This is a genomic window from Maridesulfovibrio salexigens DSM 2638 (genome assembly GCF_000023445.1).
GTDB classification, from domain to species: domain Bacteria; phylum Desulfobacterota; class Desulfovibrionia; order Desulfovibrionales; family Desulfovibrionaceae; genus Maridesulfovibrio; species Maridesulfovibrio salexigens.
The window spans coordinates 2,184,119-2,209,686 of sequence record NC_012881.1 but is presented as its reverse complement, the minus strand read 5'-3'; the positions used below and the strand labels follow the sequence as shown (position 1 = coordinate 2,209,686).

The following is a 25,568-nucleotide window of genomic DNA, read 5'->3' as shown; positions in this document are numbered from 1 at the left end:
CCCCATTGCAAGTGAAAAATTACATTTTTTTGACAAGGGTATAATTTTTTTACCGTATAAAAAATTATACCCGGTCTGATCGCGCGAAAGCATAGATATTTTCTAGACTTTTTCGATTCTGGATTTAACCCTTTGGTTAAGCCAAATTTTATTGGAATGGTTTTTATTTCGTCAGTTTTAATGCTGGTTCAAATAATTTTACACTCGTGTTCAGACTATGAGATGCAGGTGGTAGTGTCATTTTCATAACAGTTGCAAAACATAAAAAAGGCCGGAAGCACATGCTTCCGGCCTATGATGGCAATGATTTTTAAAGATTTTAGAAAGAGTAAACCAGACCGAATGCTAATTTAAGCATAGGATCTGTTTTGCCGCCACGGGCAGAGACGTTCTGCCATGTGTCTTCATCAAGGTCTACATCCACGTAACCGAATTCCACGATAGCAGCCAGTTCATCATAAATCTGATAATTGGTGTTAAAGTCAATTTCGATTGCATAGTCTTCGTCAGTTAAGAAGTTGCCGTCATCTGTGATGTTGGCCAAGTTTGCACTGTGATTTTTTACGAGGCCGGCATCGTTGGTACCCTGAATGTACAGGAAATGAATGTCGTGGCTCAGGTTTTCGAAGAAGGAAATCTTTTCGAGAGAGAGACCCACGGTCCAGAAGCCGATTTGTTCAACGTTGTCAAAGTCTGTTTCAGTCAGAGCAGATCCACCGAAGTAAGTGGTACCGAAGGCCCAGTCATTACTGATAATAGGTAAACGCTCGGAACCATTGTCGGTGTCGTCATCTTCACCTGTGGAGTATGCGAAAAGCAGTTTAGGCTGGACGAAGTCGAGACCTGTGTAAGCGAGAGATGCGTCACAAAGCAGACCGGAGCGGTCATTGTCTTTCGCATCGGCATCTACAGCACCGTAAACAACGTCAGCTTTGAAGATGATGGGGTCGAACATATCCATGGAAAAGGAAGTACCGAGCCACCATGCATTCGCATTCTTGGTTTGCGCAGAACCGACGGGACCGGCAAAACCGGGGAAAGTGGCACCGGCGTCATTAACGGATTTATCGCCAATGATGGAGTATGCGAAGTACGGAGTTGCAGAGATGCCATCTATTGTGATGGGCAGTGCTGCATAGAATATGTCCAGTTCGTCTCTTTTGTTGTCAGCACCGTCACCTGTTACACCGTAGCGGTCAGTGTTACGGATAAAAGCACCGGCAATGCCAATCTGGTCGGTAATGGGGCTTTCAACCATGAACGCTCCCAGGTCGGCATCACCAAGGACCACGTTGTTTGAAGCTGCACCGGGCAGGTTGACGGAGAGGATACCTGCGGAGGTTAAAACTTCAGTGCCGGGGTAACGGAACTGCATGTAAGCACGTTTCACATATAAACCATCATCGTCATCGTTAGTGGAGACGTTGACATGGCCGTTACCTATGCGGTTTTTGTATTCGGTGTACAGAACTGCCCAGAGATTTTCGCTGGCTACAAAGCGAAACTCAGTACGTGCACGGAACCAGAAGTTCAGGTCGTCATCGCTGTTGCCACCGTCTTCATTCGACAGGAAATCCTGATTGTCGATGATGTTCATCTGAAATTGAATTTTACCTTTGGCATCAAGATCAACTGCGGATGAACTTGCTGCGAATCCCAGAACCATAGTGGTTAGGACTGCAAGGATTGCTAATTTTTTCATTCTAGCCTTCTTTTGCTGAATTGTTTGTATAAAAGTCATCTGCCACCATATTTATATGGCTCGTTTTAGTTACTGCCGGATTTCAAAACTACCTGTAGAGCATGAAATTTTGATCCATTTAATAATGGGGTAAAAATATAAAAAAACGGTTAAACCAGTCGTTAAGGTGGTAGTTTGTTCAAAGCCTCCAATTGATAAACAGCCTTTATTGACAGTGAGTATGGAGGAAGATAGGTCTGAACTTTAAACATATGTCAGATTAAAAAGGCGGCAGTATTAATGGCTTTTGAGTTTAACAGTGTAGATTTTCCGGCTTTGCCCGGTGTGTACCTGATGAAGGATTCATCAGGGCGTATTATATATGTAGGGAAGGCCCGGGAGTTGCGCAAAAGACTGGCATCATATTTTCGGGCAATGCATAAACATACGCCCAAAACACGTGTGCTGGTTTCAAAAATTCATTCTATTGATACCCTTGTTACCGGAACAGAGAAAGAAGCTTTGCTCCTTGAGGCCAGCCTGATCAAGAAGCACCGTCCCCGCTACAACGTGGTCCTGCGTGATGATAAGCAGTACGTGCTGTTTCAGCTGGACAAGAAATCCGAGTACCCCCGTCTGCGTATGACCCGCAAAGTTGTGCGCGATGGTTCGGTGTATTTCGGTCCATACACTTCTAGCTATTTTGCCCGTGAAACATGGAAGGTACTTGGTAAGGTTTTTCCGCTCCGTAAATGCTCTGATTCGGCTTTTCGTAACCGTGTTCGGCCCTGTTTGTACCACGATATCGGGCAGTGTCTTGGTCCTTGTGTAAATGTTGTTCCCCGGCAGGATTACATGGAGCTGGTTCATCAGGTTGAAATGCTCCTTTCCGGTAGGGCGGGGGATCTGATTGGCTCGTTGCGCCGCCAGATGGAAGAAGCTTCAGATGCATTGGATTTCGAAAGCGCAGCCAAGTTTCGCGATCAGATCAAGGCCATTCAGAAAACCGTGGAAAAGCAATCTGTGGTGCTCGGCGAGCGTTCGGATATTGATGTCATTGCGCTTGCTGAATCTTCTCAGGGGGTAGGGCTGGGATTACTTTTCATCAGAAAAGGGCGTCTACTCGACAAAAAACACTTTTTCTGGCCGGGGCTCAGTCTCGAAGACGGCGAGGAAGTGCTGAACAGTTTTGTTTCCCAGTTTTATTCTTCAACCAAATTTATTCCGCCTAAGCTTTTCGTTCCTTTTGAGTTTGATATGCAGGGCGCGACTGAACTTCTCAGCGAACGCAGCAAGTCCACGGTACGTATTGTCACTCCGCATAGTGGTGAGGAAAAGAGACTTTTGGAAATTGCTCGCAAGAATGCCGCTCTTGGACTTAAGGAAAAAGAAAAGAATAACAATAATATTCTTGATTTGCTGGCCGGAAAACTTAAACTTTCCGGTCCACCGCAGCGCATAGAGTGTATTGATGCCTCTCATCTCGGCGGTGAAGGTATGCGCGTGGGGATGGTGGTCTTTGAAGAAGGCAAACCGGAAAAATCTCAATATCGAACCTATGCATTCCCGGAACTTGAGCATTCTTCTGATGATTACGCCGCACTTTTTCACTGGGTTATCAAGCGCATTGACTCCGGCCCGCCGTGGGCAGACCTTATATTAATTGATGGTGGTAAGGGGCAGCTTGCTTCGGTAGAAAAGGCATTTGCCGAAAATTGGAAATATGACGAGCCGATTCCGTCTCTGGCTTCCATTGCCAAAGGTCCGACCCGTAAGGCTGGGGAGCTTGAGGATCGCATCTTTCGGCCCGGTCGTAAGAATCATCTACCGCTCAAAGGCGGTAGTCCGGAACTATTGTATTTGCAGCGCGTCCGTGATGAAGCGCACCGTTTTGTCATCGGCAGGCAGCGCAAATCACGTAAGAAGAAGGTCTTGCAGAGCGAGGTTCTATCTCTGCCCGGAATCGGTCCCAAGACAGCCCGTCTGCTATGGGATGAGTTCGGCTCTGTGCAGAAAATGAAAGAGGCCTCCGTAGAAGACCTCTCTAATGTTCAGGGGATCGGTAAAAAACGTGCCCAGCAGATTTTTGATGCTTTTCGGGAGGTTTAAGCCTTCGGCGACCCTACCGGGGGTCTTAAACCCTTTTGCAAAAGGGTTTAAGAATCCCAAAACCTTTTATTATTGCTTTGCCAAGTTATATTTCTTTTTCTTTGCCGACTTCCAGTTCAACAACATTACACTCAGGTGCCAGTTCGGCGCATGCTTCTTTGAAATCGACAGCATCTTGTTCCAAGATGGGGAACGTACCGAAATGCATGGGGATTGCGGTTTTGCAGCCCAGCAGCTTACAGGCATATGCTGCGTCCTTTGAATCCATTGTGAACCATCCTCCGGTAGGCAGCAGGGCTACATCAATGTCGTGCAGTTTTCCGAAGAGTTCCATTGATGCGAACAGTCCGGTGTCTCCGGCAAAGTAGACGCAGAAGTCGTCTTCGTAAGTGAGGATGTATCCGGCTGGTGCTCCGGTGGCAGAAGAGTGCATGGCCTGAACCATTTTAATTTTGATTCCAGCTACGGAAACGGTACCGCCGATATTCATACCGATTATGTTGTTCTGATCTATTCCCAGACCAACCATTTTTTCTACCAGATCGAAAATACAGACCAGTGTGGCTCCAGTTGCATTACAGATTTCCACTGCCTGTCCGATGTGATCTCCGTGGTCATGGGTTACAAGTACAGCGTCAGCTTTGCTAATGGATTCCCATGTGGCAGATGCTTTGGGGTTACCTTCAAAGAAAGGATCTATGATTACTGTTTTGTCGTCAGACTTGATTGTGAAGTTTGAGTGTCCGTTCCAAGTAAATGTATGTTGCATAGCTTACCTCGATGATTCCTCTCCCCAGCGGAGATAAAGATTATGTGGGATATTCATTTGTTCAAGAATGCGTCCTGCCATATGTGAGGCCATGTCATCCAGACTTCTGGGAGCATGATAGAATCCCGGCGATGCGGGCATTATCGTTGCCCCGGCAAGGGTCGCTGTTTCCATATTTCGGATATGGATAAGGTTCAGCGGAGTTTCGCGGGTAACAAGAAGCAGTTTGCGCCGCTCCTTAAGGCACACATCAGCAGCTCGGTGGAGCAGGTTGTTGCCCAGCCCTTGCGCAATTGCCGCAAGGGTTGCCATGGAGCAGGGACATATGATCATCCCGTCATGCTGCCATGATCCACTAGCCGGAGGGGCTGCTATGTTATTTTGCTGGTATACAAAATCAGCATGCCCGGTCAGGTCCTCAGGTTTGAAGTCTGTTTCAAGTTCCATCACCTTCAGCGCAGCATCGGACATGATCAGGTGCAACTCGACATTCTCCGCAGAACCGAGATGTTGAGCCAGTTTAACCGCATACATGGTTCCGCTGGCACCGCTTACGGCGAGGATTACTTTTTTCTTATCCATATTAATAAGGATGCTCCTTTTAAAAACTGCTAAATTCAGATCTAGAAAATACAACAGGGGGATATCGATGACAAGAAGAAGGGCATATCTAATTCCTTGAATTTTTGCTTGTCTTATGAGAGTAGAAGCTCACCCACACGAAATTAATTTCCCACAAGACAAAACACCTTACGGAGAACAAATCTATGGTCACTCTCGGAACTGCCGGAACCGCCTCTGCCCGCAAAATGATGCTGCTTGGCGGCGGTGAACTTGGTAAAGAGGTTGTCATCGAAGCTCAGCGCCTCGGCGTTGAGGTTATTGTCGTGGACAGGTATGAAAATACCCCGGCCATGCAGGTTGCACACCGCAGCTACGTGATTTCCATGCTTGATACCGCAGAACTGCGCCGCGTGGTGGAAACAGAAAAGCCTGATTATATTGTGCCGGAAATTGAAGCCATTGCCACCGAGACTCTCCTCGAATTGGAAAAGGAAGGTTTCAATGTAGTTCCCACAGCCCGTGCGACCCGTTTGACCATGGACCGCGAAGGTATTCGCCGTTTGGCGGCTGAAGAAGTCGGTCTTAAAACTTCTCCTTACAAATTTGCCGATACCAAGGAAGAATACCTCGAAGCGATTAAAGAAATCGGTATTCCTTGCGTGATCAAGCCGGTTATGAGTTCTTCCGGTAAAGGTCAGAGCACCGTAAAGTCCGAAGCAGATGTCGATCGCGCTTGGGATTATTCCCAGTCCGGCGGACGTACTGGTGAAGGGCGGATCATTGTAGAAAGTTTTGTTGATTTCGACTACGAAATCACCCTGCTTACCGTGCGCCATGCCGGAGGTACTTCCTATTGCGCGCCCATCGGACACAGACAGGATGACGGCGATTACCGTGAATCATGGCAGCCTCAGCCCATGTCTGATGCAGCTCTTGCCAATGCGCAGGATTATGCTCTCAGAATTACCGATGCCCTTGGCGGCAGAGGTCTTTTCGGTGTGGAGCTTTTCATCAAAGGCGAGGAAGTCATTTTCAGTGAAGTTTCTCCCCGTCCGCACGATACCGGTTTGGTTACCGTGATTTCTCAGGACCTGAGTGAATTTGCACTTCATGTTCGCGCTATCCTCGGCCTGCCCATCCCGGCTATCCGTCAGTACGGACCAGCTGCATCCAGCGTAATACTTTCTAACGGCAAGTCCGAAGCTCCGGCTTTTGCCAATGTGGACAAGGCTCTTGAAGCAGCCGATACCAAAGTCCTTATTTTCGGAAAGGGCGAGTGTAACGGTGTGCGCCGTCTTGGTGTTGCCCTTGCGCTCGGTGAAGATGTGACAGATGCAAAAGCCCGTGCTATTCGAGCTTCTTCTGCTGTAGAGATTGAGTATTAAATTTTATTATATAGCCTGATTGGAAAGCTCCTTTTATGTCGGTTAGGCATGGAAGGAGCTTTTTATTTGGATTTTGCTTTAAAAATTCCTTTTCGGTTTTTGTTGACATAACTGCAAAAAGGTGAGCATTAAATTCACCTCAGTAACGCAAATAATGAAAATTTTACGTAAAAATTGCTTTTTTCAATAGATAAGTAGTTACTTACGTTGATTTTCTTAAAGTGGTTCGACGATAGCTCCGCCTAGCGGAGATCTTTTTTACTCGAACTATATGTCTAACTCTTTATATAGGAATATAGTGGTATGAAACAGGAAGCAAACGGATTGGCCCTAGCGCCATTGGCTCTATTTTTAGTGATTTTTATTGGAACCGGATTTTTCCTGACCATGAACGGAACCAGCATGGCTTTCTACCAGCTCTCCGCAACCGTGGCCATTCTGCCTGCAATCGCGTGGGCAATCTGGATGGGAAAGGATAAACTCAACGACAAGATCAACATTTTCCTGCGCGGTGCAGGCGAGCCGGGTATTGTTACCATGTGTATGATTTACCTGCTGGCTGGCGGATTTGCATCTGTTGCAAAATCCATCGGCGGTGTTGAGTCAACTGTAAACCTCGGTCTGTCCATTGTTCCCGCATCCATGGTTCTGCCCGGACTGTTCGTTATCGCTGCTTTCATCGCTACTGCCATGGGCACTTCCATGGGTACCATTGCCGCTATCGCACCTATTGCTGTAGGTGTTGCCGGTAAAACTGACATTTCTTCCGCGCTGCTCATGGGTTCAGTTGTCGGTGGGGCTATGTTCGGTGATAACCTGTCCATGATTTCGGACACTACCATCGCCGCAACCCGTACACAGGGCTGTCAGATGAGCGACAAGTTCAAGATGAACCTGCTCATAGCATTGCCAGCCGCATTGATCACCATCGTGATTCTTTATGTGGCGGGCGAGGGCGGTCAGGTCGTAGCTGATGGCGGATACAGCCTGCTTAAGGTGCTGCCCTACATTACCATTCTGGTCATGGCCGTACTTGGCGTGAACGTCTTTGTCGTACTCGGCGCAGGTATCGTTTTTACCGGGCTGGTTGGTTTTGCCTCTATGGACAGCTTCAACCTGTTAACCTTCTCTCAGGACATCTACAAAGGTTTCACCGGAATGCAGGAAATCCTCGTGCTTTCCCTGCTCGTTGGTGGTCTTGGTGAACTGATTAAATTCCACGGCGGTATCACATACATTATTAACTTCATCGGCAGACTGACCAAGGGCACCAAGTCCACCAAGGCCGGTGAGTTCAGCATCAGTGCTCTGTCCGTAATGTCTGACCTCTGTACCGCGAACAACACTGTAGCCATCATCCTTACCGGGGGTATGGCTAAAGAAATTGCAGAGAGTCATAATGTTGATCCGCGCCGCAGCGCAAGTCTGCTGGATATCTTCTCCTGTGTAGTACAGGGCATCATCCCTTACGGCGCACAGATCCTGCTGGCAGGTTCCATCTCCGGGCTTTCCCCGCTCGAGATCATCGGCAACATGCATTACTGCTTCATCCTCGCAGTAGTAGCAGTGCTGAGTATTCTGACCGGATTTCCCCGGATTAAGAAATAAATATATCGGATACATAAATTGAAAATCCCCTGCAGCCTGATGGTTGCGGGGGATTTTTTGTGGAATGGGGTAACTTGTCATTCTGTATTGACGGATCGTATTCGTATCGTTAAGCATTTTAGAAAATGGGAATGGAATAATTGTTGGTTTGCTTTTGATATAGGGGAGAGTTGAAATTGATGAATGGTACTCAGATACTTGATGCTGCTATGGCTGTGCCGGGATTTCCTTGGTTTTGGAAACTGGGACTTGGTTTGAAATTTGGTTTTTTAGCTGTGGTTCTGGCAGCATATCCGGTTGGTGTACATATATTGAGTTTTTTTAGGAAGAAACCAGAGCAAATTGATTCACAATCTTTAGCAGAAAAACTCTATGATGATTTAAAAGATACACAGCAGACTGTTATCTCAAAAAACGAAGAAATCGAGGCTCTCAAAAATATTATTGAAGGCTTGCGTAAGCCACAAGAAACCGATGAAGAAGACAATCATGCAGCAAAGGCAGAAGCTGAACTTGCCAAAGGTAATTTTGATTTAGCTGAGGCTTTTTATCTAAAACAAGTCCAAAAGGATGAAGAATCAGCCAATGAAAGTTCTTTAAAGGCAGCGGAAGCATATCGTAATGCAGGATTTTTAGCTTTTATGAATAACCCTAAAAAAGCTTTTGGTGCGTATCAGAAATCAGTTGAGCTTGATCCGAATAGTGCTGAAGGGTGGAATCGTTTGGGGCATTTACAAAAACTTTTCGGAAATATGGTTGCTGCGGAAGAAGCATATCAGAAAGTTCTACAGCTTAAAGGTAATGACAAAAGCATAGAAGCTGTTGCTTACGGCAACCTCGGCAACATTCGTCAGACTCAGGGTGACCTTGAAGGTGCGGAAGAGTTTTATAACAAAGCACTCAAGATTGATGAAAAGTTAGGTCGCAAAGAAGGTATGGCTGCTGAATACGGCAACATCGGCAACATTCGTCAGACTCAGGGTGACCTTGAAGGTGCGGAAGAGTTTTATAACAAATCACTCAAGATTGATGAAAAGTTAGGTCGCAAAGAAGGTATGGCTATCCGCTACGGCAACCTCGGCTTAATTCGTAAGACTCAGGGTGACCTTGAAGGTGCGGAAGAGTTTTATAACAAATCACTCAAAATTGATGAAGAGTTAGGTCGCAAAGAAGGTATGGCTATCCGCTACGGCAACCTCGGCTTAATTCGTAAGACTCAGGGTGACCTTGAAGGTGCGGAAGAGTACCACTTAAAATCATTAGCCATTGAAAAAGAATTGGGCCGCAAAGAAGGTATGGCTGCTGATTACGGCAATCTCGGCAACATTCGTAAGATTCAGGGTGACCTTGAAGGTGCGGAAGAGTACCACTTAAAATCATTAGCCATTGAAAAAGAATTGGGCCGCAAAGAAGGTATGGCTGCTGATTACGGCAATCTCGGCAACATTCGTAAGATTCAGGGTGACCTTGAAGGTGCGGAAAAATTTTGGCAACAATCTTTAGAATTATACAAACAAATTGGCGCAGCACCAATGATCGAACAAATACAAGGGTGGCTAGACGAACTAGAATTCAAAAAAAACAACTAATCCTCCCACACCCCACACCAAAACACAAAAAGCGGAAAGCCCCATCCAAAGATGAAGCTTCCCGCTTTAAAATCTTCCTACTAATCAAACTACGCCAAAAGTGTCTCTCTAAAATTACAACCCAAGCGACGCCAACAAATCATCAACATTACCCTGATCGGCCTTTTCGGTGGGTCCTTTGAGCTCGCTCATTTTGCTTTGAGTTTCCTGATCGAGCTGCTCAAGGGATTTTTCCGGGGCCTGTTCGCGGGCTTTGATTTTTAATCCAGTGGACATATACAGATCAAGTACGATCTTTTCAACACTCTTGATGGTATCGATGATGATCTTAATGCGCTGTCCTGTCAGATCCTGAAAGGAGAGGGTGGTCATGATGGTCATGATATCCTGACCCAAGGTGTCGTTGATGTTGGCCAGTTCTTCTCGCTGTTCTTTTTTTACACCGCCGGATTCAAAAGCCTTGATGATGTTTGCAAGGGCGAACTGGGTTTCCTGAGTCTTCTCAAGAATATCCATGATGTCCTGCGTGGCTTTCTCGGTGGTGCGCATAATTGCGTCGAGCTGGTCGGAAGCTTCGTTGAAAAGCTGATCAGGATCGGAATCGACACAGACTTCTACTGATCCGGCTGAACCAGCCGGGCCTTTTTTGGCTTTGGCTACTTCCTGATAAATGTCGCGGAGACCGTTCTGCAGGTCAATGTTGATGCGGCGGTAGAATTCTCCCTCAAGAAGGGTTTGAGACATGCTCTTGGAAATTTCTTTCTGTACTGCATCGGCAATACTTTCCTTGAGGCTTTTACTCAGGTCTTCGGAGACCTTTTCCATCATCTCCCGCACTATTTGATCATCATTAATCACTGCGCTCTCCTTGGCGTTGGTTTTTATATAAACGTTGCAGGGCTAACCCAGCTTTTCGGTCCTGATTATTTCGCGCTGTTCGCTAAAAACAAACTGGATGATGGACTCAATGTCGTGTTCCCTGATTTTTTCAAATTTCATTACCCAGTAATTGTCTTTTTTGCCAGCTTTTACACGACCTTTTGCTCCGGCCAGTCGTAAAGGAATCTGCTCAATTTCCGCCACAATCTCCATTATACATGGTGCTGTGACGGAAGTTGAGCGAAAGGTCATTCCGTTGCCGGAAATCTTTATTATTTCAAGATCAAGGGGGAAATCCTGCTTGAGGTCTTTTTTACTCTGCATGCCCAGCAGCTGGTCCAGCTTGCGGTCAAGTTCAGTTACATAGACTCTAAGCCATTCCGGAACCTTCGAATCATCAAGATCTTCAGCGGGGTGTTTTTTCATCCCGGTGAATCCACGGTAAACGGGCTGACTCTCCAGAGAAGCGGCGATACGTCCGTGTCCTTTGATTCGTGTTTTTACACTTGCGTAGTGCGGTGTGTCCCGGTCCATTCGGATTCCTTTATCTTATTTATTTAACTAATCCTGCGGATCAACTTCCATGGCCCGAACAGGACAGACCTTAGTACACAGACCGCAAGCAGTACATTTTTCCAGATCAAAAAGTACCAGACGGGTATCTTTTTCAAGTGAAAGAGCTCCGGTGGGACACATGGCGAGGCACATGCCACAGTGCATGCAGGATTCATCGTCCCTTGCAATTTTCTGCGCAACGGGAATGAGGCGTACGCCGTTTTCCTTCAGGTAGTTGATGCCCTTGTGGTAGTCTTCTTCAAGACCGGTGATTTCAAGGGTCATGCTGCCTTCGAGTCTGGGGTTGATGTCAGCTTTAAGGATGTTGAAGCTGAGATTGTAAAGTTTGCCCAGATTGCACACGACCGGACGGCCGGAAGTGTTAGGTGGGAAGGCCAGATGGATAATTTTGTTAAAGTTCTTGCTCTCGCTCATTGTTCTGTATCCGGTTAGATTATTTTAAGTTCTTGATGATACTTTGCGCACGTTTTGCTTCGGCGGAATCCGGGGCTTTCTTGATAAGGTCTTCAAGAATATAACGTCCGGATTTGGTTTTGCCCAGTTTGATCAGGCAAAGTCCCTGCTTGAGCAGTGCGGGTCTGTATTTATTGCTCTTGGAATGTTTGGCAATGACACCCTGATATTTGAGTGCGGCATTGGCGTAATCCTTGAGCTGGTAGTAACATTCACCTTCCCAGAAAATGGCGTTGGGAACAAGCTTATGTTTAGGGAAGGTCTTGATAAACTCAGCCATATCTCGGATTGAGTCTTTGTATTTACGCTCTTTAAATAAGGCGAGGCCCTTATCATACAGGGCTTGAGCGGGATCAGCCGGCTCTGTCTTTTTAACTTCAGGGGCTACCACAGCGGCAATCCCGCCAATAGCTTCAGTTGCATTGGTTATTGCAACCTGTGTAGCCTTATCTTTGGGAGCCTGTGCCTTGATCAGACCAAGGTCGATAGCCAGCTGGCTTTCAAGGGCCAGACGCATGTTTTCGACTTTACGGGAAAGTTCTTCCAGAGATTCTGTGCTGTTGGTGTCTCCGGCATCGAGTCTGTTTACGGACTCGGACATGGTGTTAACGGTACCTTGAAGCTTGGCAACCTGCATTCTCAGGGCGTTTACTTCAGCATACATATTTGCCTGCTGGGTCTGCACAGGAGAGCTGGATTTTTTGATTTCATCGCGCAGTGCAACGCTGTCAGCTGCTGACTGTTGCTCGACGTTGTCGATTTTTTTGTTCAGCTGGGATCTGGTCTGGCGCAACTCCATGCGCAGCTTGTCCATATCAGATGTGGTTACGCAGCCGCTTAGGCCGGTAGCCAGAGGAAAGGCGATCAGGGCAGCAATAAGAGAATTTTTCATGTTACTTTTCATTTAATTTTTTCCCCCTTTTTCTACCTAGAAGAAAGTAAGCCACACAGCCGAAAAATGGAATAAAAATCGAGAGCTGTATCCAGCCGACTTTTTCCATGTTGGACGGGAATTCCCTGTTGAATGCATCCCATATGGCGAAAAGTGTCAAGGCTGCAAAAAGACCGACACTGCCGAGGATGATGATCCAGGTTTCCATGGGAAGATTGGGAATTTCTCCGAAGAACATTAGGTGCTCCTTTTTTTATATATTGATAACAGGTATATACCAATTGCGAAAAAGACAAGTGTTATGAACTGAGTCATAGACAGGGGACCGAGTTCGCCCCGGTAATCCGCCCTGAAAAATTCAATAATAAATCTGAACGCAGAAAACAATATAAGGAAAAGGCCCGTAATGCGGCCTTCAGTCTTAATATGGTTTCCGGCAACGGCCAGAATCAAAAATATGATCAGTCCGGCAAGTGAATGGTAAAGCTGGGTCGGGTGCAGAGGTTGAAAGAGAGGGGCCAGAGAATCAGTATTTTTATATGTCACTGCCCATGGAAGATCGGTAGGCTTGCCGTAGCAGCATCCGGCGAAAAAGCACCCAAGCCGTCCAACAGCCTGCCCAAGTGCAATGCCCGGAGCAAAGCAATCCAGCCAGTCAAGGATCGGTTGTTGCTTGTAGCGCAGGTAGAGTAGCCCAGCCAGTGAACCGAAAATTATAGACCCTGAAAAAACAAGTCCGCCCTGCCAGATATAGAATATTTTGAGCAGGTTTCCTGTGAATTCCTGCGGATACAGGCCGACGTAAAGAGCCCGTGCGCCGATAATACCGCTGACAACTGCGATTATTCCGGTAACCGGAGCCAGTTTATAGTCCAGTTCCCAGAGCCTTGCCGCACGCATGGCCCAGCCAATACCCAGCAGGCATCCGGCTGTCAGGTATACGCTGTAGGCATAAATATTTATGGAGCCTATGCTGAACAGGATCGGGTTCATTTTACTTATTCTTGTAAAAAGATACGATCATGGCAAAAGCACCGAGGCAGATAGCAATATCCGCGACATTAAAAGCCGGGTAGTGGTGTGAGCCATAGTAAAAATCCAGAAAGTCAGTAACCTGATGATAAAGAATACGGTCGATCAAGTTACCAATGGCACCGCCCAGCACAAAGCCTAGCCCTAAGATCTGGAATTTGTCCTTTTCTTCAGCAGATTTCAGCAGCATTCCAATTGCACCGAGAGCAATAATGGTAACCACAACAAAAAAGTTGCGCTGCCAAGTAATGTCTGCACGGTTCAAAAAGCCAAAAGCCGCACCTTTATTGACCACATGTACCAGATTAAAGAATCCGGGAATGACTGTTTCTGAAGTCCAAAGGACCATTTTCTCGCGGACTGCAATCTTGGTGACCTGATCCAAAACTAGAGTCACAACAGAAATGATTCCAGCTAAAAAATATTTGTTCATTCGAAGGTCGCCTTAACATGCTACTTGCGAAGCATACTAAAAAGTTTTGGGATTCTTAAACCCTTTTTTAAAAGGTTTAAGCCGCCGGAGGCATTCTTCAAAAATGCCCCCGTCCTTGCGAGAAGGGCGGGGGCATTTACTTATTCAATTTACAAAGAGCGAGAAATTAACCGGCCAGAACAGCTGCGCAGCGCGGGCAGAGTTCGGGGTGTTCAGCGTTTGTGCCGAGGGTATCGTATCTCCAGCAGCGGCTGCATTTTTCGCCCTGTGCCTTTTCCACCTTGATGGACAGTCCTTCAAGTTCTTCAGGCTTAACAGCATCGTCGGAAGCTTCAGCCAGAGGCTTGATTTCAACACCGGATACGATGAAGAATTCGCGACGTTCGATACCTTCGAGAGCCTTGGCAATCTCTTCGTTGGCGAAAAGGGTGATCTTGGTATCGAGAGAGTGACCGATTACCTTTTCGCGGCGCAGAGGCTCGATTGCCTTGGTGACTTCGGTACGAACGTCCATGAGCAGTTCCCATCTTTTGCGCTCGGCATCATCGATTGAGGGCTTGAGAAGCTCGGGACGGATAGCGAAGACAGTTTCGGCGGATCCTTTCATTTCTTCTGGCATGTGGGAATATGCTTCCTCAGCGGTGAAGGAAAGGATGGGTGCCATATCTTTAAGCAGCATGAGCATGGTCTGCCAGAGTACGGTCTGTGCGGAGCGGCGTTCGAGGCTCTTCTCGCCGGACACGTAGAGTCTGTCCTTGATGATATCAAGGTAGAAGGCAGACAGCTCGGTGGTGCAGAGGTTGTGCAGGGTATGGTAAACCTTGTGGAATTCAAAGTTTGTGTAAGCCTTCTGGATTACTTCATGCTGACGGTTGACCAGATCAAGTGCGAAATGGTCGATGGGCAGCATGTCTGCGGGTGCTACTGCGTCAGTTTCGGGGTTGAAACCGTCAAGGTTACCCAGAATGTAACGGCAGGTGTTACGCACGCGGCGGTAAGTATCAACCATGCGGCTCAGAATTTCGTCAGAGATACGGACGTCTTCCTGATAGTTAACTGCGGAAACCCACATACGCAGGATTTCTGCACCATGCTGGTCGATGATTTCCTGCGGTGCGATTACGTTACCGATGGACTTGGACATCTTGCGACCGTCCTTATCAACTACGTAACCGTGAGTGAGTACGGTCTTGTAGGGAGGCACGTCGCGGGTACCAACGGAAGCAAGCAGGGAGCTGTGGAACCAGCCGCGATGCTGGTCGGAACCTTCAAGGTACAGATCAGCGGGGAAGCGGTGTTCCTTGCGTTTTTCAACAACAGCCGCGAAACTGGTACCGGAATCAAACCATACGTCGAGGATGTCGTCTTCCTTGGTCCAGTGGTTGCCGCCGCATTTGGGGCATTTGAGACCTTCGGGAACGATTTCTTCAATTGATTTTTCAAACCAGTAGTCACAGCCGCGTTCGTGCTTTTCAAATTCGTCTACTACAGAGAAAACCCACTCGGGATCGTTGTACACTTCATCGCAATCTTCACAGATCAGGGCGATGATGGGCACACCCCAGTTACGCTGACGGGAGATACACCAGTCAGGGCGGTTTTCAACCATGCTGTAGATGCGGTTTTCACCCCAGGCAGGCAGCCATTCAACATCGTCTTTGATGGCTTTGAGTGCTTTTTTGCGCAGATCGTTTTCTTCCATGCCGATGAACCACTGGGTGGTTGCGCGGAAGATGACCGGCTCTTTACAGCGCCAGCAGTGGGGGTAGGAGTGGGAGATTTTTTCCTGTGCCAGCAGGTTGCCCACTTCTTCGAGCTTTTCGATTACTTTGGGGTTGGCTTCCCAAACATTCATACCGGCGAAAAATTCTACTTCCTTGAGGAACACACCGCTGTTGTTCATGGGAGAGTAAACTTCCAGACCATTTTTGAGGCCGGTTTCAAAGTCTTCGCGACCATGGCCGGGAGCAGTGTGAACACAACCGGTACCGGAATCGAGAGTTACGTAGTCTGCCAGTACGACTGGGGATTTGCGGTCGTAGATGGGGTGCTTGGCTACTGCGCCTTCGAGTTTGGCACCTGCAACAGTTGCCAGAACGTTCCAGCTTTCCCAGCCGAAGGATTCCGCACAAACGGGCAGCAGTCTTTCAGCGAGGATGTAGATGTCACCGTTAACTTCGGTAACAGCGTATTCAAATTCAGGGTGAACAGCCACAGCCATGTTATCGGGGATGGTCCAGGGAGTGGTGGTCCAGATACATACGTAGGTACGGGAGAGGTCCACTTTGGATGCAACATCTTCGGGCAGAGCTTTCAGAACTTTTTCATCGTTAAGGGGAAAGCGCACGTAGATGGAAGGAGAAGTGTGATCTTCGTATTCAACTTCAGCTTCAGCAAGGGCGGTACGGCAGTCGCAGCACCAGTGAATGGGCTTCTTACCGCGGATAACGGAGCCTTTTTCCATGAAACGACCCAGTTCACGGGCAGTAGCTGCCTCGTATTCGGGTTTCATGGTCAGGTAAGGATCTTCCCAGTTACCGAGTACGCCAAGGCGTTTGAATTCCTTGCGCTGGATATCAACGAACTTTGCTGCATATTCGCGGCAGAGCTTGCGGATAACGGTGGTGGGCAGTTCTTTTTTCTTTTTCTTAAGTTCCTGCTCAACCTTGTGCTCGATGGGCAGACCGTGGCAGTCCCAGCCGGGAACGTATTCGGCTTTCATACCCTGCAGGTTGCGGGATTTTACGATAATGTCCTTGAGGACCTTGTTCATGGCTGTGCCCATGTGAATGTGGCCGTTAGCATACGGGGGGCCGTCGTGAAGGACGTACTGTTCGGCTTCAGCATTTGCTTCAACCATTTTTTCGTACACCCCGGTTTCCTCCCAGCGCTTGAGCATTTCGGGCTCGCGCTGTTTGAGGTTGGCCTTCATGGGAAATTTTGTCTTGGGCAAACACAGGGTCTTTTTATAATCGCTCATGACTGGAAAAGTCCTCCGGAACTCTCTTAAGGATATGATATTTGATTAAAAGCCGTTTTAAGTACTCACATTAACGATAGCGATTATGTTCAAAACAAAAGCTGATATATCGGCTTGTTAATAAGGGTATGAACAAAATTCGGCACGCTGTGGAAAAGCAAAACAGCCATTCTTGCGTAAACTTGAAAAATAAAAAATGCTCAAAAATGAGCGGCGTTATCTTTAAACAAGGCGTGATGGAAGTCAACCCGGAGTTGCTTCATTATTAATTAAAGGGAAATGAGTCCTTCAATGGTTGCTGCTTTCTCGTAGATATTCAGGATTACATCAGAGCTATTGGCATGGATGACAACGGTTATGCTGGTATATTTGCCGGTTTTGGAATCTTTTTCAGTGTAGGGAAAACCGTCAATCATGGATTTAAGTTCATCCAGAGACTTGCTGGGAACAATAAATTTAAAAGTGTAGTCGCAGGGCCATTCATGATGCTCATCAAGGGTAGCTTTAAACTGCTCTATGGAATGCGCCATGTTTATCTCCTTATATTTAAATGAAATATTTTATTTTTATGCTCTATGTCCGATAACGGGATGAAGTTTATACCGCTTGTCGGGCAATGTTGATATATGGATCGGATATGGTGCTGTCAATGGTATGAAAAAAAGTTTTTTCCCTTGTCCCTAAAGGAAATTACCGCATTGTCGATACAGTTAGCAGGTGTTCCTAAAATTATACTGTAAGGATAGGGCTGAAAAATGAGTAAAAAAAATCTCCACGCAACCAACTTCAGGAAAGTTCTTGAATTATTTAATGAAGGGCGTGACCGTGAAGCGGAAAGTCTTTTGAGGATCATTCAGGAAGACTATCTTAACATGTATGAGGAAAATAAAGAGTTGCGATCTCAGGTCAAAGAGGTTGCAGAAATTCTTGACCTTGCGGAATGCATGGAGTTTGACGGACAGAAATATTGGATTGATGAGGATAATGAAAAAACTGGTCCTTATTGCCAGGTTTGCTATGACCGCGATGGAGTCCTGATCAGGCTTCAGGAACGTTCTAAGCACTGGGAGTGTTATTCCTGCCAGAACCTCTTCGTCAAAATGCCTACCGGCAATTTCATCCATAAAAGCAGACCCAAAAAAGAGTTAAAGCCACTGCTTAGACTTTTTAGTTGAGATTAACACTTTATTTTCCAGTCCTTAATATACACCTTGAAGCGGAATTGCTCTGTATTGAGCAATTCCGTTTCTATTTTTATCTACATAGCCCAGTTCTGAATTTAAGTTGATGGTTGTGTTAAATTGTAACAGAAAAGTGGTGGATAAAATCAATATCTGAATTTATGGGGTGTTTGCCTGATGTATAAATTAGATACATGCAAACAATGGAGATTGTCGCCCTATGGTTCTTAATGAACGGCATATGCTGCTCTTGAAGCATATTCGAAGCTACTCTAAGATTGATAGATATCACGGTCTATTACCCAAGCGGGAAACATATTTGTACGATCCGGAGCTTATCAGTGAACTTTTGAAATCCGGATTGATAGACGAGGGTAGTATCTGCACATCCTGCGGTAACAACCTTGAGGGATACAGGGTTTCACGCAAGGCCGAAAAAGAATTGAATAGATTTGGTGAGGATGTAAAAGATAAGGACTGGGAAACATTTTGCGGTATAGATATTGAAATCAATGAAATACTAGATAAAGTGCATGTTCGTGCATTGATTGATATCTTTCATCTATCGAGAATTTCTCTTTTTCGGGGCATAGCTCCCAAGAGCATTATGCAGGAAGCCTTTACTGCAGATATTCTCAATGTTCTGCTTGATGTTGGGTATATCAATAAAATATCCCTTAAGGGGCCTGCAATATTATACGAAAGCGGTTTTGTGCTAACGGACCGGGCTTCACGTATGCTTAAGCAGGCCGGTTATGTTAAATAACTTATAGTGAGTTTAAAGTTTCAGGGCAGTGAGTTTACTCATTGCCCTTTTTTTATTGCGACTGTTAAAATGTGGCTACAATTGTCTTTATGTTGGATTTAATAGCGTCGTTGAGTTACTATCCACAAAGCTGAACTTAAACCGTGAGGTATATATATGTCTGGTAAATTTTTGTGCATACATGGACATTTTTATCAACCGCCGCGTGAAGATCCGTGGCTGGATATGATTTTCCCTGAAGGAAGTGCGGCTCCGTTCCGGCATTGGAATGAGCGTATCTGCCGCGAAAGCTATGGACCTTTAGCTTGGGCCAGACGGATGGGAAGCAACGGTATCTTCGATATCCTGAATTGTTATGAGTGGATGAGCTTTAATGTGGGGCCGACACTTTTCCGCTGGATTGAACGTTCCGAACCTGCTCTTTATGCAAAAATTCTTGAGGGTGATGCCTTAAGTCTTAAACGCTGGGGGCACGGTAATGCTATTGCTCAGATTTACCACCATGTAATCATGCCTCTTGCCTCAGAAATGGACCGTGATGCTGAAGTCGCCTGGGCTATTGCAGACTTTGAATCCCGGTTTAAACGCAGGCCGGAGGGTATGTGGTTGTCTGAAACCGCCTGCGACACAGATACACTTGAAACCCTTGCCGAGCACGGCATCGCTTTTACTTTGCTGGCTCCCCGGCAAGCGGAAGCAATTGCTGAATTGGGAACTGATGATTGGCGGGAAGTCGATGAGTATTCTATCAACATCAAAGAGCCATACCTTGTTGAGCTGCCTTCGGGTAAGACTATTTCCGTTTTCTTTTACGATGGTGGACTTTCTCAGGCCATTGCTTTTGAAGGGCTGCTTAAAAATGGTGATGAATTCTGGAATAAGCTTTCAGGTGCGGCCGCAGAAGGGCTTCTTTCCATCGGAACAGATGGTGAGACATATGGACACCATGTGGAATTCGGTGAGATGGCACTGGCTTATGTACTGGCGCAGGCTATAGAGAATCGGGATGAGATATCTTTGCTCAACTACGGGGCTTATCTTGAAAAGCATCCTCCGACCCGTAAGGTAAAGATTCGGGAGGATTCTTCATGGAGTTGTTATCATGGTGTCGAGCGTTGGCGCAATGATTGTGGCTGTTGTACCGGTGGGCATCCTGACTGGAATCAGCAGTGGAGAAAGCCTCTCCGGGAAGGGCTGGACGCAATCAAAACGTTGATGAATGCTCATTATTTCAATCATGGAGGTAAGATATTCAAGGATTCCCGCAAGGCTTTAGTTGAATACGGAACTGTTCTGAGCGGCATTGTTACGCAAGAAGAATTCTTCAAGAAGAACTTTAAGGTTTCTGAGGGCAGCGCCGAGGCCGACATGGGCTGGAAACTCCTTTCCATGCAGAAATGGGCTCTTTCGTCTTTTGCCAGCTGCGGCTGGTTCTTTGATGATCTGGCTCGTTTGGAGCCTGTGAATAATATGAGTTTCGCTTTACGGGCAATTGAGATTGCGCAGGAAACCGGCTTGATCGGATTGGAAGAGAAGTTTCTTTCCATAGCCGGGGAAGCAAGGTCCAATGAAGAGCGTTACGGCTCAACCATTGATCTTTGGAGCAGCAAGATTAAGCCTCAGAGTGAAACTCCGGGTAGCTTGATAGGGCAGGCATTAGCCCGATTGTATGTGGAGGGAGTTTTTCCCTTACCCGGCGAAGAAGGGCGCATTGAATGGCCCGGTGTTTCTGTTTTTATTAAGGTAAACGATTCTTCCCTTGTTATGGCTCGTGGTGAAGCTCAAATACGCTGGCAGCTTGAGTCGGAAGTTAAAGAATATAGTTGGAAATGGGAAAAAGGGGAGCGGGTTCTTACCGGATCAGTTGAAATTTCACTGCCCGCCGGACAGATTGAACATTATCCCCTTACCGAGATTTCATGGAAGAAAAAGCAGTCCCTGTCTCTAACATGGGTTCATAGGTTTGCTCATAAATCATGGGAGGCCCAGATTTTAAGCACAGGTTGTGGGCCTGTTTTGTTTAATGACTTTGAGGATTATCAGACTTCTCAGACATGGGCACCACAATGGCGTAAATTATGGGCAGGGCTGGCTTGGAACTATATCTTTTCCGGTGATAATGTCGGTGAAGATTCTCTGACTTTTATGCGAGAAGTAGGCCGTGACCATCCTGACCTTGATTATTTTATTGAGCAGTTGTCTAAGCAGTTATGCACAATGCTGCACAATGACCTTACATTTTGGGATAGTATCCGTGGAGTTGTGGAACGGGCTCGCAAGATTGAATTGCCGATCGATCTCTGGAGACTTCAGAATTGTTACTGGGATAAAGTTTTGATCGGGGAGAATGATCCTGAGCTGGCAAAGATGATTGGATTTGACTTATAATTTACTTTGATAAAAGCACAAAAAAAGGTCCGTTGAGCTTAACTTAACGGACCTTTATTTATGTATTAATTTAGCCAATACTAGAACTCATAAACCGAACCTGATCCCATAGGGACGACTTCGCAGGAAAGCCTTTTTTTCAGGAATTCGAAACCGTCTTTTCCGGTGCAATGACCGGGAGAGATCATTTTAGGGTTGAACTCTTCAATGACTTTAGCAGTCTTTTCGTATTCTGCCTTGTCAGCAGAATACAGGTGCAGGCCGCCGATGATTGCGTGTACGGAATCAATTCCGGTTAGATCACGCATATGGTAAAGCGAATTTGCCAGACCGCTGTGACAGCAACCGAGGACTACGACCGGACCGGATTTGCTCATGAGCAGCATAAAAGCGTCATCACGGACGTGATCGACTTCAGTCATTTGCTGATCAATGAATAAATCCTTGGTCGCTTCAAACAATCCTTCGCGACGCGGGATTTCGGTGATCATGAAAAGCCCGTCTTCCAGTTTAACATCATCACGGACGATGATTGTTCCCGGATATTCGCATTGAAAGGATGCGTCCTTGGCAGAACCGTCATCTTCTTTTGAATAGCGTTTGTTTGCAAAATCGGGATGAGCATAAACAGGACCCATGAAATCAGCCTCCATGAGAGCATCCATGCCACCGGTGTGATCCCAGTGACCATGACTGAGCGCCAGTCCTTTTGCCTTGCTGACATCAATATTCATGACATCGGCATTTTTCAGGAAAAGGTCGCTTGCACTGCAATCCCAGAGCCAGAGATCATTCCCCGGAAGTTCAAGGGCCATAGAAAGCCCCCATTCCTTGCCAAGACTTGAGTTCAGGGATTCATTGTCACAAAGAACGGAGATTTTGCACGGTTCGGTGTATTGTCCTGTTATCTCGATGGCCATTTTTGAGGATCATCCTTGAAGAGCTTGTAGTTGATGGAGTCCACAAGGGCCTGCCAGCTCGCTTCAATGATGTTGTGGCTGACGCCCATGGTGGTCCACTGGCTTTTGCCGTCAGTGGATTCAATAAGCAGACGGACGTTGGAACTCGTTCCCGCTGCCTGACGTACAGCTCCGGACAATACTCTTACCTTAAAGTCCTGTAAACGAACTTCTTTTAAAGACGGGTAGAAGGGCTCAAGTGCTTTGCGCAACGCTTTGTCGAGAGCGTTAACCGGACCGTCGCCTGAAGCTGCGGTATGGTTTTCCTGCCCATGAACTTTAACGATGACAGTTGCCTCGGAAAAGGGTTCTGAATCGTTTTTACGCTTGGCATCCACCACAAAGAAGTTGATGAACTCAAAGTAGCGTTTAGACCAGCCCATGGCTTTAAAAAAGAGCAGTTCAAATGAAGCTTCGGCTGCTGAATATTCAAATCCGATGGTTTCACGTTCCTTGATGTCGGCTAAAATGGTCTGAACCGCAGGATCGTTTTTATCGAGATCATAGCCGTACTGCTTGGCCTTGTAGAGTACGTTGCTTTTACCGGAAAGGTCGGAAAGCAGCACGCGGCGGTCATTACCGACCAGCAGGGGATCAATATGTTCGTAGCTGGTGGAATCCTTGAGTACAGCACTGACATGAATGCCTCCCTTATGTGCAAATGCAGCCTGCCCAACAAAGGGCTGGCGCAGGAAGGGGCGCAGGTTGGCGATTTCAGTGATATAGGTGGAAGTTTCCTTGAGTTTGGTCAGCTTATCCTGCCCAATGGTCTCATAGCCGAGCTTGAGTTCAAGGTTAGGAATGATGGAGCAGAGGTTGGCATTACCGCAACGCTCGCCATATCCATTCATGGTTCCCTGAATCTGTACAGCACCGCTTTGCACTGCAGCAAGCGAGTTAGCTACTGCAAGGTCGCAGTCGTTATGGGCATGGATTCCGATGTTACAACCGGGAATTTTTTCCAACACGGCTTTGCAGGCTTCTACCACCTCTTCGGGCATAGAACCGCCGTTTGTGTCACAAAGGACAAGGACATCGGCTCCGGCTTCATAGGCAGCCTTAAGACAATTGATAGTAAATTCAGGATTGGCCTTGAAGCCGTCAAAGAAGTGCTCTGCATCAAAGAACAGTTCTTCCACATGTGGACGCAGGTAGCCGATACTATTTCTGATCAGTTCAATATTTCTTTCAAGGGTGACATTTAGAGCACTGGTGGCGTGGAAATCCCAAGTCTTTCCGAAAATGGACATAGCCTTGGCTCCAGATTCAATCAGGGAGTTCAGGTTGGGATCGTTTTCGGGAGTAAGGCGGTTCATGTGAGTTGAACCGAAGGCTGATACTTTGCAGTTTTTAAGAGCGTAGTTCTGGATTTCCTGAAAGAATTCCTTGTCCGTGGCATTCGACCCGGGCCAGCCGCCCTCGACGTAATGTACGCCGAGGTCGTCCAGCTTGCGGGTGATGCGCACTTTATCTTGTACGCTTAAGTTTATTTCTTCGGATTGTGTGCCGTCACGCAGGGTGGTGTCGTATATTTTTATTTGTTTCATTTGCTAAAGTGAGTTTTCATCGGACCCCGATTTATCGAGCCCGAACGTGTTGTGGAGCGTTCTTATGGCCAGTTCAGTGTATTTTTCTTCAATTAGGCAGGTAATTTTAATTTCGGATGTGCTGATCATCAGGATGTTGATGTTCTCGTCACGCAGTGCTTGAAATGCCTTGGATGCAACACCGGAATGGTTACGCATTCCAACACCGATAACGGAAACCTTACAAACATGCTGATCGTACAGAACGTCCTGAGCTCCCATAGGTTCTTTAATCTCATCAATAATTTCGAGGGTCTTTTTCAGATCGCCTCTGGGAATGGTGAAGGTCATGTCAGTGCGACCGTCACGGCTGGGGTTCTGGACGATCATATCAACCAGAATACCTGCTTCTGCAAGAGGAGTGAATAGCGCTGCGGATACACCCGGTTCATCCTTCACTTTGGATAGAGTTACGCGGGCCTGATCCTTGTCATATGCAATTCCGGAAACAAGTACTGATTCCATATTTTTATCCTCCTGAGTGACGTATGTTCCGATCTCATCGCTGAAAGTAGAGCGGACATGAACTTTAACATTATATTTTTTAGCAAATTCAACTGAACGAATCTGTAGTACTTTTGCGCCCATACTGGCCATTTCAAGCATCTCATCATAGGACACGTGGTCCAGCTTGCGGGCCATGGAACAGATGTTGGGGTCGGTAGTGAATACGCCCGGAACATCAGTAAAAATTTCACAGACATCAGCTTCAATAGCTGCTGCCATAGCTACTGCGGATGTGTCGGAGCCGCCGCGGCCAAGGGTGGTAATTCGTCTACCTTCGTCACAGCCCTGAAAACCGGCCATGACCAGTATATCATTTTCCTGCAGCATTTCTTCGATTTTATCGCGATCAATATCAAGGATACGTGCGCGGGAATAAGCAGAGTCTGTTTTAATAGGAACCTGAAAGCCCAGCAGAGAGCGGGCTTTGATTCCGCGATCTTTAAGAAGCATGGAAAACAGGGCTACGGAAACTTGTTCGCCGGTAGATACCAGGGAGTCCATTTCAGCCAGATCCGGGGTGTCGGACCATTCATAGGCCAGATCAATCAACCGGTTTGTTTCACCGGCCATTGCGGAGAGGACTACGATAACTTTGTTGCCTTTTTCGTAAGGCACCATAACTTTTTCCAGTACTTGCTTCATGCATTCGAGGTTCCTGACCGAGGTTCCACCGAATTTCTGTACTACGATGTTCATCTGAACATTATCTCCTTACCACATGAGTTCAACGGATATTATTGGAATGACTTGAGAAATGAGGCAAGCTCTTCATAGAGGGAGGTCGCTGAACCATGCAGGGTCAATTCTATTGTTCTGCCGGATGCGGCAGGGGTCCAAGTGAAGAGCAGTGCGCTTTCAGGCCAGAATTCAATATTCAGATACTGAATCCACTCTACAACTGTCAAAGTTTTTTTATCACTTAATAAATCAAAGAAATCATCATCAGGTGTCTGACCTTCCAATCTATACAGGTCAAAATGCGCAACCTGAGGTTTTGTGGGGTAAATATTAAGAATATTGAAACTGGGACTACTTACTTCTGCGTTTTGCGCACCGGGAAAAGATTCTACAAGCGCGCGAACAAAAGTTGTTTTTCCCGCTCCAAGGTCACCGTTAAGGAAGATAGGGACCAGTTTTTTAGTTTCCAGAAAAAAAGAAGCCAGAGTGGAGCCGAGTTTTAAGGTCGCCTCCACATCCGGCAGATTGATGATCAATTTATCACTATTCATTT

23 protein-coding genes are annotated in these 25,568 nt (G+C 46.7%); 7 read left to right on the top strand and 16 right to left on the bottom strand.

Annotation, left to right across the window (positions count from 1 at the left end; genetic code table 11):
- Positions 1-319 precede the first annotated feature (319 nt).
- Positions 320-1,702 (bottom strand): outer membrane homotrimeric porin, encoded by a 1,383-nt coding sequence (locus DESAL_RS10125; RefSeq protein ID WP_015851894.1) that lies wholly within the window; start codon positions 1,700-1,702, stop codon positions 320-322.
- A gap of 279 nt (positions 1,703-1,981) precedes the next feature.
- Here DESAL_RS10125 and uvrC point away from each other — a divergent pair, with 279 nt between their 5' ends.
- Positions 1,982-3,790, top strand: coding sequence for an excinuclease ABC subunit UvrC (uvrC, locus tag DESAL_RS10120; RefSeq protein ID WP_015851893.1), 1,809 nt, complete (start codon positions 1,982-1,984; stop codon positions 3,788-3,790).
- An 85-nt stretch (positions 3,791-3,875) separates the two neighbouring features.
- Here the strand turns inward: uvrC and DESAL_RS10115 are convergent, their stop codons facing one another.
- Both DESAL_RS10115 and DESAL_RS10110 read right to left on the bottom strand, forming a co-directional pair.
- Entirely contained in the window at positions 3,876-4,559 is a 684-nt protein-coding gene (locus tag DESAL_RS10115; RefSeq protein WP_015851892.1) for a metal-dependent hydrolase, read from the bottom strand.
- Positions 4,560-4,562: 3 nt separating this feature from the next.
- Complete coding sequence (locus DESAL_RS10110; protein ID WP_015851891.1) at positions 4,563-5,141, bottom strand: UbiX family flavin prenyltransferase; 579 nt, start codon at positions 5,139-5,141, stop codon at positions 4,563-4,565.
- 185 nt (positions 5,142-5,326) lie between these two features.
- On the opposite strand from DESAL_RS10110, the gene purT reads away from it, so the two are divergent.
- From purT to DESAL_RS10095, 3 genes are all read left to right on the top strand, one after another.
- Positions 5,327-6,508 (top strand): formate-dependent phosphoribosylglycinamide formyltransferase, encoded by a 1,182-nt coding sequence (gene purT / locus DESAL_RS10105; RefSeq protein ID WP_015851890.1) that lies wholly within the window; start codon positions 5,327-5,329, stop codon positions 6,506-6,508.
- Between the two features lie 303 nt (positions 6,509-6,811).
- Positions 6,812-8,116 carry a Na+/H+ antiporter NhaC family protein gene (locus DESAL_RS10100; protein ID WP_015851889.1) on the top strand — a complete coding sequence of 435 codons (1,305 nt, stop codon included), beginning with the start codon at positions 6,812-6,814 and terminating at the stop codon, positions 8,114-8,116.
- Positions 8,117-8,295: 179 nt separating this feature from the next.
- Entirely contained in the window at positions 8,296-9,705 is a 1,410-nt protein-coding gene (locus DESAL_RS10095) for a tetratricopeptide repeat protein (RefSeq protein ID WP_015851888.1), read from the top strand.
- Positions 9,706-9,819: 114 nt separating this feature from the next.
- Here the strand turns inward: DESAL_RS10095 and DESAL_RS10090 are convergent, their stop codons facing one another.
- From DESAL_RS10090 to DESAL_RS10050, 9 genes are all read right to left on the bottom strand, one after another.
- Entirely contained in the window at positions 9,820-10,563 is a 744-nt protein-coding gene (locus tag DESAL_RS10090) for a protein phosphatase CheZ (protein WP_015851887.1), read from the bottom strand.
- A gap of 42 nt (positions 10,564-10,605) precedes the next feature.
- A complete protein-coding gene (locus DESAL_RS10085) occupies positions 10,606-11,118 on the bottom strand; it encodes a hypothetical protein (RefSeq protein WP_015851886.1) in 513 nt (170 codons plus the stop codon).
- Between the two features lie 27 nt (positions 11,119-11,145).
- Positions 11,146-11,574: a 4Fe-4S binding protein gene (locus DESAL_RS10080; RefSeq protein ID WP_015851885.1), complete on the bottom strand. Its 429-nt coding sequence runs from the start codon at positions 11,572-11,574 to the stop codon at positions 11,146-11,148.
- A 19-nt stretch (positions 11,575-11,593) separates the two neighbouring features.
- Complete coding sequence (gene ybgF, locus DESAL_RS10075) at positions 11,594-12,517, bottom strand: tol-pal system protein YbgF (protein ID WP_015851884.1); 924 nt, start codon at positions 12,515-12,517, stop codon at positions 11,594-11,596.
- Positions 12,507-12,743 (bottom strand): PLD nuclease N-terminal domain-containing protein, encoded by a 237-nt coding sequence (locus DESAL_RS10070; RefSeq protein WP_015851883.1) that lies wholly within the window; start codon positions 12,741-12,743, stop codon positions 12,507-12,509. Before DESAL_RS10070 ends, ybgF begins: the two co-directional genes overlap by 11 nt.
- Positions 12,743-13,498, bottom strand: a complete 756-nt coding sequence (gene lgt / locus DESAL_RS10065) for a prolipoprotein diacylglyceryl transferase (RefSeq protein ID WP_015851882.1) — start codon at positions 13,496-13,498, stop codon at positions 12,743-12,745. The genes DESAL_RS10070 and lgt overlap by 1 nt, the downstream gene beginning before the upstream one ends.
- A 1-nt stretch (position 13,499) precedes the next feature.
- On the bottom strand, positions 13,500-13,970 hold the full coding sequence (lspA, locus tag DESAL_RS10060; protein WP_015851881.1) for a signal peptidase II: 471 nt from the start codon (positions 13,968-13,970) through the stop codon (positions 13,500-13,502).
- A 166-nt stretch (positions 13,971-14,136) separates the two neighbouring features.
- The gene (ileS, locus tag DESAL_RS10055; protein WP_015851880.1) at positions 14,137-16,950 is read right to left on the bottom strand and encodes an isoleucine--tRNA ligase; all 2,814 of its coding nucleotides are present in this window, start codon (positions 16,948-16,950) and stop codon (positions 14,137-14,139) included.
- Positions 16,951-17,219: 269 nt separating this feature from the next.
- Positions 17,220-17,480 carry a DUF493 domain-containing protein gene (locus DESAL_RS10050; protein WP_015851879.1) on the bottom strand — a complete coding sequence of 87 codons (261 nt, stop codon included), beginning with the start codon at positions 17,478-17,480 and terminating at the stop codon, positions 17,220-17,222.
- 225 nt (positions 17,481-17,705) lie between these two features.
- On the opposite strand from DESAL_RS10050, the gene DESAL_RS10045 reads away from it, so the two are divergent.
- The 3 genes from DESAL_RS10045 (at position 17,706) to DESAL_RS10035 (ending at position 21,285) form a co-directional block, all read left to right on the top strand.
- Positions 17,706-18,125, top strand: coding sequence for a hypothetical protein (locus DESAL_RS10045; protein ID WP_015851878.1), 420 nt, complete (start codon positions 17,706-17,708; stop codon positions 18,123-18,125).
- 226 nt (positions 18,126-18,351) lie between these two features.
- The gene (locus DESAL_RS10040) at positions 18,352-18,897 is read left to right on the top strand and encodes a hypothetical protein (protein WP_015851877.1); all 546 of its coding nucleotides are present in this window, start codon (positions 18,352-18,354) and stop codon (positions 18,895-18,897) included.
- A gap of 156 nt (positions 18,898-19,053) precedes the next feature.
- Complete coding sequence (locus DESAL_RS10035; RefSeq protein ID WP_015851876.1) at positions 19,054-21,285, top strand: DUF3536 domain-containing protein; 2,232 nt, start codon at positions 19,054-19,056, stop codon at positions 21,283-21,285.
- An 80-nt stretch (positions 21,286-21,365) separates the two neighbouring features.
- On the opposite strand, the gene DESAL_RS10030 is transcribed toward DESAL_RS10035, so the two are convergent.
- From DESAL_RS10030 to tsaE, 4 genes are read right to left on the bottom strand one after another with little or no spacing between them, the layout of a single operon-like run.
- Positions 21,366-22,205 (bottom strand): MBL fold metallo-hydrolase, encoded by an 840-nt coding sequence (locus tag DESAL_RS10030; protein ID WP_015851875.1) that lies wholly within the window; start codon positions 22,203-22,205, stop codon positions 21,366-21,368.
- Positions 22,190-23,791, bottom strand: a complete 1,602-nt coding sequence (cimA, locus tag DESAL_RS10025) for a citramalate synthase (protein ID WP_015851874.1) — start codon at positions 23,789-23,791, stop codon at positions 22,190-22,192. The genes DESAL_RS10030 and cimA overlap by 16 nt, the downstream gene beginning before the upstream one ends.
- A gap of 3 nt (positions 23,792-23,794) precedes the next feature.
- Positions 23,795-25,033 carry an aspartate kinase gene (locus DESAL_RS10020; protein WP_015851873.1) on the bottom strand — a complete coding sequence of 413 codons (1,239 nt, stop codon included), beginning with the start codon at positions 25,031-25,033 and terminating at the stop codon, positions 23,795-23,797.
- 38 nt (positions 25,034-25,071) lie between these two features.
- The gene (tsaE, locus tag DESAL_RS10015) at positions 25,072-25,566 is read right to left on the bottom strand and encodes a tRNA (adenosine(37)-N6)-threonylcarbamoyltransferase complex ATPase subunit type 1 TsaE (protein WP_015851872.1); all 495 of its coding nucleotides are present in this window, start codon (positions 25,564-25,566) and stop codon (positions 25,072-25,074) included.
- Between the last annotated feature and the right edge of the window lie 2 nt (positions 25,567-25,568).